The 13,391-nt window shown below is 60.8% G+C and carries 1 protein-coding gene; it reads right to left on the bottom strand.

Annotated elements, in window-relative coordinates; translation table 11 throughout:
- Positions 1-57: 57 nt before the first annotated feature.
- Positions 58-13,290, bottom strand: a complete 13,233-nt coding sequence (locus tag ACHZCX_RS03875; RefSeq protein ID WP_319585913.1) for a VCBS domain-containing protein — start codon at positions 13,288-13,290, stop codon at positions 58-60.
- Positions 13,291-13,391 lie beyond the last annotated feature (101 nt).

Here is a 13,391-nt window from a genome sequence, read left to right as displayed (position 1 = left end):
GGTGTGTTGATTTTTGTTGGTGGATGGTTAAAGACTGGGAATCCTGCTCAGAGCACTTTATGTCATCGGGTCGTGGTGGGTGGTTAGAGAGGAATCATCCGGTTCGTAGACAACGCTATCTTGGACGTCAAGGCCTGCTTCGCTGATCTCGGCCTTTGTTTCAACAGGGGCTTCAATCTGTGCATCCATGGCTGGAATATCCTCTGTCTCTGTATCGGTGACAAGGTATTGGTCTGTTGAGGATGCCTCTTGTTCTGAAGCAAGGGCAAAAACGTCAGGTGATGAGTCCAGATATTCCTGTGTTTGACGGTTCAAGTTGTCCATGTTGGCCAAAAGGAATTCCTGGTCAAGGGTGATATCCTGGAATTGAAACACCTCGACATCATACGTCATATCCTTGCCGTCGCGGCCTTCCAGGGTATCGATTACTTCCAGGCCAGAACCGGTGTTTTGGAAGAAGTATTGGTTACTCTCTCCTGAGAAAACGGCCACATCTTCCCCTGACCCGCCAAAAACTTGATCATCCCCTGCTCCCCCGACCAGAGAGTCATTCCCTCCGTTGCCTGATAAGACGTCATCCCCGCCACCGGCGATGATTGTGTCGCTGCCGTCGCCACCGGCAATGGTTTCTCCTGCCTCGGTGCCGATGAGGCTGTCGCTGCTTCCGGCGATGGCGATGCTGATCTGCTGGGTAGTGCCGTCGGCGGTGGCGACGGTGATGGTGTCGGTGGTGGTCTCACCATCGCCAAGACCTTGGACGCTGTCGGCGTCGTTGTTGAGGTTGTAGGTCCAGGCGCCCTGTTCGTCGATGGCCAGGGAGCCGTAGCTCCCTTGGTGCGTCGCGGCGGTGAAATGGGCCTCGCCGCTGTCGATGTCGGTTACCGCGAGAGTGCCGGAGACCGTGGTGGCGTCGTCCTCTCGGACCTCGGCGGTGGTCGTCCCGGTGATCTGGGCCGCATCGTCGCTTCCGGCAATGGTGATGCTGATCTGCTGGGTGGTGCCGTCAGCGGTGGTGACGATGATGGTATCGGTGGCGGTCTCATCATCGCCTAGACTTTGGACGCTGTCGGCCTCATTGTTGAGGTTGTAGGTCCAGGCGCCCTGTTCATCGATTGCAAGAGATCCGTAGGTTCCTTGGTGCGCAGTGGCGGTGAAATGGGCTTCACCGCTGTCAACATCGGTCACCGTGAGAGCACCGGAGACCGTGGTGGTACCGTCCTCGCTGGTCGTGCCAACGCTATTGCCGGTGATTGAGGCCGTGTCGTTGACCGGGTTGACGGTCACTGTGGCCGTGCGGGTGACTGCCACAGTGTCGCCGCCGTCGGTCTCCGTGCTGCTGGCCGTAATCGTCAACTGGAATGCACCGTGAGCATTGTCCGGCGGTGTTACGGTCAAGCCTGTGAGTTGATCAGCGGCAAGGGTCCAAGTGCCGTCACCGTTGTCGGTGCCGGCGGAGAGTGTTGCTCCGTTGGGCACACCGCTGATGGCGACGCACAGGCTCTCCGAACCATCGCGGTCGGTCAGAGCGCTATTGATGGGCAAGGCGATGGCGTTGTCCTCGTCTCCGCTGGTCGCCGAAACTGTCAGGGTGGGGGCATCGGCCACACCTGTCAGCGTTACCTGTAACTGCGCCGTACTGGTGGAGCTGCCACCCCTGGCTTCCTGAGAAGTCACAGCCAGGGTGAGGGTAAAGTCTTCACTGCTGTTGGTCGGAGGGGTGAGGGTAAGTCCCTCCAGTTGTGCGGCGTTGACGGTCCAGGAGCCGTTGCCGTTGTTCGTGCCAGCGGAGAGGACCGAACCCGTGGGGACGCTGCTGATGGTTACGGCGGACAGGGTCTCGGAGCCATCGGTATCGCTCAGGGCCGCGCGGATATCAAGGGCGATGGTTGCATCCTCGTTGCCGCTGGCATTGGTGGCGCTGAAGGTGGGGGCATCGGCCACCGCGTTGACGGTCACCGGCAGATCGGCGGTGGTGGTGCTGATTGAGCCGGAGCTGTCGGTGGAGGTGACAGCCAGATGCAGGGTAAAGTCCGCGTCACTGTTGGCCGGCGGGGTAAGGGTGAGTCCCGTAAGAGCGCTCCGGGCAACAGTCCAGGATCCGTCACCGTTGTTGGTGCCGGCGGAGAGGCGGGCGCCGTCGGGCATACCGCTGATGGTAACAGCTGACAGGGTTTCCGACCCGTCGGTATCGGTCAGACCGGTGGAGATGCTGAGGGCGATGGCCGTGTCTTCGTTGCCGCTGACAGCACTGGCACTAAGGGTCGGGGCATCGGCCACCGCATGGACCGAGACCGGCAGGACATAGGTGGTGGTGGTCCCAGTGCCGGAGGCGCTTTCCGTGGTGCGGGCGCTGACAATGAGGTTGAAACTGTCACCGCTGTTATGCGATGGGGTGATGGTAAGCCCCTCCAACTGGTCGGTGCTGAGCGTCCATGTGCCGTCGTCGTTTTTGGTGCCGGCGGAGAGAAAAGTGCCTGCGGGCATGCCGCTGATGGTGATGGCGCTCATGGTCTCAGATCCATCCTCGTCGGCTAGAACAGCGGCGAGGGTGAGCTTGATAGCCGTATCCTCGTCGCCGCTGGCAGCGGAGGTGAAGATCACCCCGTCGGCCACTGCCTCGACACTCACCGGCAGTACGTAACTGGTGCTGGTCTGTGCGCCTTCTGTCTCTGTGCTGGTGGCGGTGACCGTGAGGTTGAAGTCGGCATCGCTGTCGGCCGGCGGGGTGATGGTGAGCCCGTGCAGTTGATTGGGGGAAAGCGTCCAGGAACCATTGCCGTTGTCGCTTCCGGCGGAGAGCACCGCTCCATCGGGCACATCGTTGATGGTGATGACGAGGCTTTCCGAGCCGTCGGAGTCGGTCAGAGTCGAAGTGATGTCGAGGGCGATGGCACGATCCTCGGAACCGGCTGCACTGTCAATGCGTAATTGCGGCGCATCGGCCTCCGCGTTGACCGTCACAGGGAGAGAGACGGTAGTCCTGCTGCTGCCGCCTGAGGCCTCAGTGCTGGTGGCGGTGACGGTGAGGGTGAAGTCGTCGCCGCAGTCGCGCGGCGGCCGGATGGAGAGTCCTTCTAACTGATCGGCGCTGAGCGTCCAGGTGCCGTCTTCGTTTTCACTGCCGGCCGAGAGGCGGGCGCCGTTGGGTACGCCGCTGATGGTGATGGCGAGGCTTTCCGAACCATCGGTATCGACCAGAGTCGAGCTCATATCCAGGGCAATGGCAGTGTCCTCGTCGCCACCGGCGGTGCTGGCTGTGAGCAAGGGAGTGGTGGCCACGGCATTGACCGTCACCGGAATGGTGACTGTGCTGGTGGCGCTGTCGCCCTCGACCTCGGTGGTACTGACCTGCACCGTAAGGTTGAAGTCGCTGTCGTTGTACAACGGCGGGGTGACGGTGAGCCCGTTAAGCTGGTCGACTCCAACCGTCCAGGAACCGTTCCCGTTGTCGTGTCCGGCAGAGAGAGTCGCCCCCACGGGCATACCGCTGATGGTGATCGCGGACAGGCTTTCCGAGCCGTCGATGTCGCTCAAGGCGGCTCTGATATTCAGACTAATGGCCTCGTTCTCACGACCGGCAGCGTTGTCGGCACTCAAGACAGGGGCGTCGGCCACCGCCGTTACCGTTACCGGAATATCATACGAGGCGGTGACACTGCCACCGGCCTCCTCACTGCTCACCGTGGTGAGGGTGAGGGTGAAATCGTCAGCCGTGTTGGCGGGCGGGGTAATAGAGAGTCCCTTAAGTTGATCGGTGGTCAGGGTCCAGGAACCGTCTTCGTTTTCACTGCCGGCCGAGAGGACGGCACCTACGGGCACACCGCTGATAGTGACGGTGGAGGCCTCGGAGCCGTCACTGTCGCCGATGGCCGCTGTGATATCCAGGGCAATGGCCGTATCTTCCCGGCCTGTCACCGCTGCACTCTCCACCGTGACGCCGTCCACCTCCGCTGCCACACTGACCGGGACGCTGAATTCGCTGACAGCAGTCTGGCCGTTTTCCCGTTCCACCGTGGTGGCGGTAAAGTGGATGGTGAAGTCCTTGTCACTGTCGGCCGGCGGGGTGACGGTCAGTCCTTCCAGCTCGTCCAGGGTCAAGTCCCAGGAGCCGTCGTCGTTGCGGCTGCCGGCGGAAAGCACCGCACCATCGGGCAACCCGTCGGCGGTAATGCTGACCAGTTCGGAGCCGTCAGTGTCCAGCCGGGTGGTGTCGATATCGAGGCCAATAGCAGTATCCTCGGTCCCGGCCGCAGCCTCCACCGACACCTGCAGGGCGTCGGCCACGGCATTGACGATCACCGGCAGACTGCGCACGGTCTGGGTGGTGTTGCCGGAATCGGCCTCGATACTGGTGGCCGTGACCGTGAGGGTGAAGTCTTCACCGCTGTGGGCAGGCGGGGTAATGGTGAGGCCGGCGAGCTGCTCGGCGGTGAGACTCCAGGAGCCGGCACCGTTGTCCTGACCGGCGGAAAGAACGGCACCTGCCGGTACGCTCGTGATGGTGATGCCGAGACTTTCGGAGCCGTCGGTATCAGTCAGGGCTGCATCGATATGGAGGGCGATGGGGCTTTCCTCGGCGCCGGCACCGGCCTTGACCACCAGAATGGGCGCATCGGCGCTTCCGCTCACCGTCACTGGCAGCTCGAATGAGGTGCTGGCCTGCGAGCCGTTCTCGTATTCGCTGCTGGTGGCGGTGACCGTGAGGGTGAAGTCCTCTGAGCTGTAGCGCGGCGGAGTGATGGTGAGTCCGCTCAATTGGCCCGCGGAAAGCGTCCAGGAGCCGTCGCTATTTTCGGTGCCGGCGGAGAGGACCGCACCAACGGGCACGCCGCTGATGGTTATGCTGAGATATTCAGAACCGTCGCTGTCTGCCAGGGTGGCGCTCAGGCCAAGGTCGGTGGCCGTATGCTCGACAGCGCTGACGGTACTGCCGGTAAGTTCCGGCGCATCGGCCAGGTCGGTCACCTGGATCATCAGGTCTGCATGGGTCGTGACCGTGGTCAGCTCCGGTAGGAAGGCAATGTTACCGCTGAGGGAGATCTGGTAGGGGCCGGTGTCCTGATCATGGTCGTAGCTGTAGCCGATGTCGTTGTTATCGTTGTGGCCGGCGGTCACCTCCTGCTCGCTCAGATCCCAGGAACCCACCGCCAGGGCATAGTCACCGGCGGGCAGGTTGTCGAAGTGCAGATAGGCATCCTGGTTATGGCCTATCAGGTCATTGGTTGAACCGTCGGCGGTACCGAGGTTGCTGTCGTCGCTCACCGCGATGAGGTTACCGTCGCCGTCGTAGAGCCGCATCATGTTGTCGATATGGTCTTTGACGCCGTCACCGTCGATGTCGATGTAATTGGCGCCGCTCTCGGAGAGGGTGTCGATGGTGAGCGCTCCTCCGTTGTGGTGGAAAATCCAGGTGTTGATGCTGGAGCCACTGTCACCCTCGGCGACGATCTCGCCTTTGATCACGGTGACACCACCTTCGGCGGAGACGATGCTGCCGTCATCGGGAATCTGGAGATTCCCGGTGGGACATGCCAGCGAGGCGCTGAAATCGAGGTGGATGTTGTCGCCACTGTTCGCCGCCGGAGTCAGGGTGAGGTCGGCGGTCTCGGTCGTGCTGAGCGTCCAGGTTCCGTCGCCATTGTTTGTGCCGGCGGAAAGGAGTGCGCCCTCGGGTACCCCTGAGATGGTGATGCTGCCGGAAACGGCATCGTGCAGTTGTGGGATATGTGCGGCCAGGTCAATGGTCACCGCTGTATCTTCTAAGGTGGTGACGGAGACTGTGCTCGTGCCGCCGCCTGTGGATGTGCGGATATAGACCGGCAGTTCGATGCTGCTGCTGGTGCTCTCCTGGTTCTCAGCCTCGGTACTGGTGGCGGTGACGGTGAGGGTGAAGTTCGCGGCGGTGCCCGCCGGCGGAGTGATGGTCAGTCCGCTCAGTTGGTCGGCGGAAAGCGTCCAGGAGCCGTCGCCGTTGTTGCTGCCGGCGGAAAGGATCGCACCCGAAGGCACATTGCCGATGACGAAGGTCGAGGTTTCGGAACCGTCGCGGTCCAGTTCCTGCTGGATGATGTTTAGCCTGATCGGCTGGCCGATAAGGCCCGAGGCGCTGTCCGCCCGCAGAATCAAGCCGTCGGCAACGGCCGCCACTTCCACCGGCACGTTGAAGCTGGTGACGGTGGTATGGCCGGAACCGGATTCGGTACTGGTCACTTCGAAGCGGAGAGTGAAGTCGTTGGCGGAATCCTGCGGCGGGGTGACGCTCAGCCCTTCGATCTGGGCAAGGTTGAGGGTCCAGGTGCCGTCGCCGTTGTCGGTACCGGCCGAGAGTTGTACCCCTGAAGGCACGTCGCGAACCAGGATGGCGAGTGCGTTCTCGGAGCCATCCTGGTCACCGCCGAACAAAGGCAGATCAAGGGCAATAGCCGTGTCTTCTCTGCCGGTCACTGCATCCAGACTCATTCCTTGCAGATTAATGGAGCTGCCGGCGATTTGCTGCGCGTCGGCCACACCGTTGACGATTACCGGCAACTCGTAGCTGACCGTTGCCTGGTTACCGTCCTGTTCCGTCGCGGTGGCGGTGACGGTGAGGGTGAAGTTGGCATCGCTGTCGCGCGGCGGGGTGATGGTCAATCCCGCCAACTGGTCGCTGGAAAGCGTCCACGAACCGTCGCCGCTCTTGGTGCCGGCGGAAAGGGTTGCCCCCGGTGGCACCCCGGCGATGGCGATGGTGAGTGTCTCGGAGCCATCGGTATCGGTCAGGGCTGAGCTGATATCCAGGGCGATGGCCGTATCCTCGTCGCCGGTGGTGCCGTGGACCGTGAGCGTTGGAGCATCGGCCATGCCGGTGACAGAGACGGGCAGGTTGACAGGGGCGGAACGGGCACTGACACCACCGTTCACCTCGGTGGCCACGGCGGTAACACTGAGGATAAAATTACCGCTGTCATCGGCTGGCGGCAGGATGGCCAGCCCGGCGATCTCATCGGCCGCCACGGTCCAGGAACCGTCGTCATTTATCGTGCCGGCGGAGAGCAGGGCCCCTGCGGGCAGGTTGTCGATGATGAGCGAGATGGTCTCGGAACCGTCGGTATCGGTCAGAAAAGGATCGATGTGGAGGGCGATAAAGTGATCTTCCTGCCCCTGCGACAGAGTGGTTGTGATCTCCGGGGTGTCAGCCACGGCACTGGTCGAGACCGGCAGCTTGAGCACCGTGGTGGCCCGGTCGCCGTTTTCGTTTTCAATACCGGTAGCGGTGACGGTGAGGCTGAAGTCTGCGTCGCTGTTGGCCGGCGGGGTGATGGTCAGTCCCGTGAGCTGGTCTACGCTCAAGGTGTAGCTGCCATCCGCGTTCAGGGTGCCTGCAGAGAGTACCGCCCCCTCGGGGATGTCAGAAATGGTAATGCTGAGTGATTCCGAACCATCGGCATCGGTGAGCCGCGAGGCGATGTTGAGAGAGATGGCGCTGTCTTCTTCGCCGGCGGCGGGCTGCACCGTCAGCTGCGGCGCGTCGGCATCGCCCCGCACGGTGACCAGCTGATCGATGGTGGTATGGTGAATGTCGCCTTCGCGCTCAGTGGTGGTGGCGGTGATGCTGAGATGAAAGTCCCCATCGCTGTTGGCCGGCGGGGTGACGGTCAGTCCCCGGAGTTGGAGCGGGGTCAGGGTGTAACTGCCATCGTCGTTGCGGATGCCGGCCGAAAGCGACGCACCCGCGGGCAGCCCCGCGATGGTGATGGACAGCGTTTCGGAACCGTCGCTATCGGTCAGGGCCGTGTTCAAATTGAGGGCAATGGCCCGGTCTTCGGTACCGGAGGCCAGCCCGGCAGTCAGGATCGCTTCGTCGGCTACGCCGCTGACCTGCACCGGGATATTCAGGGTGGTGGTCTGACGGTCACCGCTGGCACCTTCCAGGGTGGTTGCGCTCAGGGTGAGGGTGAAGTCACGGTCGCTGTTGGGCGGGGGGGTGATGGCCAGGTCAGCCAGTTGGTCAAGGGTGAGGGTCCAGGAGCCATCGCCGTTGTCAATGCCGGCGGAAAGGAGGGCACCATCTGGAATTCCTGCCAGGGTGAGGGTCAGCGATTCGGAACCGTCGCTATCGATGAGCCCGGCATCGATGTGCAGGGCGATGCGGCTGTCCTCGCTCCCGCTGGCTGCGGCATCAAGCCCCAGATCCAGCAGGTCTGCCACCGCCGAAATCGTCACCGGCAGGGCATAGCTGCGCTGGGCGCTGCTGCCGTTTTCGCCTTCGGTGGCGATAGCGGTGACGGTGAGGGTGAAGTCCGCATCGCTGTTGGCCGGCGGGGTGAGGGTCAGTCCCGACAACTGGGCCGGGGTCAGGGTCCATGAACCGTTGCCGTTATAAATGCCGGCGGAGAGGCTGGCGCCATCCGGCACGTTGCCGATGACCACCCCGAGATGCTCGGAGCCGTCGGTATCCCTCAGGCTGCTGGTGATGTTGAGGCGGATGGCGCTGTCCTCTTCTCCACGGGCGGAACTGACGCTCAACAGAGGGGTGTCTGCCACGGCATTGACTGTGACCGGCAGGGAACTGGTGGTAAGGGAGCGGGCACCGGTTGAGGTTTCAGTGCTGATGGAGGTGACGGTCAGGGCGAAGTCGTCGCCGGAATTGGGTGCCAGCTTGATGCCCAGTCCATTGAGTTGGGCCGGGCTCAGCGTCCAGGTGCCGTCGGCGTTCTCCGTGCCGGCGGTGAACTTGGCGCCGGTCGGGACATTGCCGATGACCACGGCCAGGGTTTCGGAACCATCCTGGTCGGTGAGGGCGCTGGTAATATGCAGGGATACCGTCGAATCCTCGTTGCCGCTGGCGGCGCTGACCGCCAGGGTCGGAGCGTCAGTCACCGCGTTGACGGTCACCAGGAGCTGGGCGGACTTGTTTGCCTTACCGAGGTTTTCCGCCTCGGTGCTTGTGGCGGTGACGGTGAGCGTAAAATCCGCATCGCTGTTGGCCGCTGGGGTGATGGTGAGTCCGCTCAGTTGCGCCGGGGTCAATGTCCAGCTGCCGTTGGCATTGGCGGTGCCGGCAGAGAGTTTGGCACCGGTCGGTACGCCGGTGATGCTGAAGGACAAACTTTCGGATCCATCCAGGTCTTTTAGAGCCGAAGTGATAGTGAGGCCAATAGCCGTATCCTCGTTGCCCTTGGTAGCGGCAACGGTCAGGGTGGGGGTGTCGGCTACCGCAGTGACCGTGACATTGAGGGTGGCACTGGTGCTGGCACGGTCACCGTTTTCCGCCTCAGTGCCGGTGGCGGTGACCTGCAGTTGGAAGTCCACGTCGCTGTTGGCCGGCGGAGTGATCTTGAGACCGCTGATCTGGGCCGGGGTGAGGGTCCAGGAGCCGTCACCGTTGTTGGTGCCGGCGGAGAGTTTGGCGCCGGTCGGTACGCCGGTGATGGTGAAGGACAAACTTTCGGATCCATCCAGGTCTTTCAGAGCCGAAGTGATAGTGAGGCCAATAGCCGTATCCTCGTTGCCCTTAGCAGCGGTGACGGTCAGAGTGGGGGTGTCGGCTACTGCTGTGACCGTTACCGGTAGCGACGCCGTACTGGTGCTGGTGCTGCCATTGGCATCGGTGGCGGTCACCGACAAACCGAGGGTGAAGTCCGTGCTGCTGTTGGCCGGCGGGGTGATGGTCAGCCCCTCGAGTTGCGCCTGGGAGAGGGTCCAGGTGCCGTTGCTGTTATTGGTGCCAGCGGAGAGTGTGGCGCCGGTCGGTACCCCGCTGATCGTGACGGCCGACAGGGTTTCGGAACCGTCGAGGTCGCTGAGAGCGGTGCCGATGTGCAGGGCGATGGCCGTGTCTTCCTTGCCCGATGCGGCCTCGACGATCAGGGTCGGCGCGTCGGCCACTGCGACCAGGTCCAGGGTCGCACTGCCGCTGACTCGCTCGTGGCCGTCGCTGACGGTGAAGGAGAAGGGGATGTCTTCGGCGTTGAGATTATGGCCGGGAGTGAAGGTCCAGGTACCGTTGCCGTTGTCGCGCAGGCTGCCATAGCGCTCGTCGACAATCAGGTCGCTGACCTGCAGGGTATCATTGCCGTCGACATCCCGGCTGGCAGCCAGTAGTTGCGAACTGGTGATGAGGCGGGAGGTGTCCTCGGCCAGAGATGCCAGTTGGACGGCCCCGACCACCGGCACATCGTTGGTGCCGGTGATGGTGACGGTGATTTTCTGTTCGGTGCCGTCGACGGAGGTAACGGTGATGTGGTCTTCGGTCTGCACTCCAGCGCCCAGAGCCTGGATCTTCTCGTTCTTGGGATCAAGGGCATAGGTCCAGTTGCCCTCCTGTTCGATCTTGATGGTGCCGAAGCTGCCGTCATGCACCCCCGCATCAAACGCTGATTGCCCGGCATCGACATCGGCAATGGTCAGTTTGCCGCTGGTCGACAGCACTTGGTCCTCCACCACCTTGCCGCCAGTTTCCCCGGCGATGACCGGCACATCGTTGGTGCCGGTGATGGTGACGGTGATTTTCTGCTCGGTGCCGTCGACGGAGGTAACGGTGATGACGTCCTCGGTTCGCTCTCCAGCGCCCAAAGACTGGATCTTCTCATTCTTGGGGTCGAGAGCATAGGTCCAGTTGCCCTCCTGGTCGATCGTCAGCGTGCCGAAACTGCCGTCGTGTTCACCCGCATCAAACAATGATTGCCCGGTATCGACATCCTCGATGGTCAGCCTGCCGCTGGCCGACAGTACCTGGTCCTCGACCACCTTGCCGCCAGTTTCCCCGGTGATGACGGCACAATCGTTAATAGCCTCAATTTCGATGGCAGTTGTAGCCGCTGTTATGCCGCCGTGGCCGTCGACCACATCGTAGGCGAGCTGGATGGTGCCGTTGAAGTTGCTGCCCGGTCGCAAGGTATAAGTTCCGTCGGCATTGACGGAGATGGGTGAGTACTCTGAGGGCTCCACATTGGAGACGTCAAACTTGAGAGAACCGCTCCATGCCATGGTTTCGTAACCGGTAGCTTTGGGCGCGTCGTAATAGGCCTTTTCAGCCTCCATTGTGACTCCGCTAACAAAGGCTCCGGCATCAGTGACTTGCCCCCCAACATTGATTTTGTCGACGATCAGATTCCGGTCTTCATAAAGCTTGCCATCCTTGTCGTTGTCATAGTTGTCATAGGCATCATTGACAAAGCGGACTGTAACCGATTCGATGACGGTGTCGGCTGGCACGCTGACCGTGAAATATTCCCACTGTCCACGCATCGCCTCTACAGTAAAGGTGCTTTCTCCATCGACATTGACGGCCTGACCGTTGATCGAAACCTGAAATTTTGGAGAACCGGCGCCTATATCGTCGATATTTTTTGGATCATAGTGATCGCCTGAGATTTTCAGGGTGATCGGGATGGTGCCTCCTGCAATGACGTGCAGGTTGGCCACGGAAAGGGTATCGCCATCAATATCTGAGGCATTGGTCAGCAACTCTTCAGGCCGGATGAGGACGGTTGAGTCTTCAGCAGCGGTAAGTATCGGAGCCGCCTCTCCGTTGACAACCGGGGCATCGTTGGTGCCGGTAATGGAGATGGTAATCTTCTGCTCAGTGCCGTCGGCGGATTTGACGATGATGACGTCTTCGGTCTTATCACCCGCTCCGAGTGCCTGGACTTTTTCATTGGAGTTATCGAGGGCGTAGTTCCAGTTGCCTGCTGCATCGATGGTGAGGGTGCCGAAGTTACCGTGCACTTCGCCGGCCTGGAAATGGTCCTGGCCGTTGTCGGCGTCCACAATGGTGAGGGTGCCGGATGCTTGTTTGCCTTCATCCTCGGTCACACCCTCGGTGGTTGTCCCGCCAATCACAGCGGCATCGTTGGTGCCGGTAATGGAGATGGTGATTTTCTGCTCAGTGCCGTCGGCGGATTTGACGATGATGACGTCTTCGGTCTTATCACCCGCTCCGAGTGCCTGGACTTTTTCATTGGAGTTATCGAGGGCGTAGTTCCAGTTGCCTGCTGCATCGATGGTGAGGGTGCCGAAGTTACCGTGCACTTCGCCGGCCTGGAAATGGTCCTGGCCGTTGTCGGCGTCCACAATGGTGAGGGTGCCGGATGCTTGTTTGCCTTCATCCTCGGTCACACCCTCGGTGGTTGTCCCACCAATCACGGCGGCATCGTTGGTGCCGGTAATGGAGATGGTGATCTTCTGCTCAGTGCCGTCGGCGGATTTGACGATGAGAACATCCTCGGTTGTGTCGCCTGCTCCGAGTGCCTGGACTTTTTCATTGGAGTTATCGAGGGCGTAGTTCCAGTTGCCTGCTGCATCGATGGTGAGGGTGCCGAAGTCGCCATGTACTTCGCCAGCCTGAAAATAGGCCTGGCCCCTGTCGGCGTCCTCGATGGTGAGGGATTCGGAGGTATCTAGAGAAGTTTCCTCGACAACCTTGCCGTATTCTGTGCCGCCGATTACGGGCTGATCATTGGTGCCGTAGATGGCGATGGTGAGGATGTGGGTTGTGCCGTCGACCGAGGTAACGGTAAAGGTATCGGTGACCCTTTCGCCTTCAACAAGACCCTGGACATTTTCTTGGTCATTGGCCAGAGAATAGGCCCAAGTGCCGGTGGCGTCGATGGTAAAGGCCCCGTATACTCCAGTGACGGTTTCTGATACAAAGGTGGCCTCGCCGGTATTTGTGTCGGTAATATCCAGCTTCCCGGAGACGGCGACTGCATCGTCCTCGGTAACGCTCTCACCGATGCCTGTGATGACCGCGGCCTGCTGCGATTGACCCGTCGGAGGAGCGACGGCAGCGATTTCATCTGTCAGGGAGCTGTCTTCCCGGCTTGTAACAATTTCTTTCTTAACAGGCCTGAGCCGATCCTCCGTTGGCAATTCTGTCGGATCCGATACGATAGAGGGTGCACTGGTAAAGGCGAGATCCTCAACCTCTTGCCCCTGTTTTTCAGTGATTTCCTCGGCAGTAAAAACCTCCCTGTCTTCGGCCATAGTCGTGGCAGAAAAGGATTCTGCCTGGCTGTCAAGTGCCTTCGTCAACGACAAAGTGTCGCTGCCAGTTTCTTCTGCTTCCAACGCGACAGATGTTTCCGGTACCTTGTCGATATCCTGAATCAGATCTTCTTGGAAAGTGGCTCCGTAATGCAGATTTCCCAGAGAGGAGGAATCATCAATGATTCTCCGGGAAACATCCCAGGTACGAGCATTGAGCCGGTCTTTGCCCTCTTGATCGTTCTCCGCGTAATACCAGGAAGAATCATCTGTCTTCTGGTTGGTCGGGTTTCCTTCAGTCTTTGTTGGTTCTTTTTCACTCATGGTAACCCCTTGCACGGAACAATCTGAAGAATGTTGTTTTCAAGAATTCTTTTTCACAATGAAAAGCTGGACTAGCCAAAGGATAAGGCAATCCGGTTGCG

It is taken from the genome of uncultured Desulfobulbus sp. (assembly GCF_963662935.2).
In the GTDB taxonomy this organism is placed as follows: domain Bacteria; phylum Desulfobacterota; class Desulfobulbia; order Desulfobulbales; family Desulfobulbaceae; genus Desulfobulbus.
The sequence above is the reverse complement of the archived record's forward strand: the minus strand, read 5'-3'. Positions and strand labels throughout refer to the sequence as shown.

Bases quoted from the DNA above. Each gene is read 5' to 3' on its own strand.
- ACHZCX_RS03875 (WP_319585913.1), bottom strand. From the start codon at position 13,290: ATGAGTGAAAAAGAACCAACAAAGACTGAAGGAAACCCGACCAACCAG.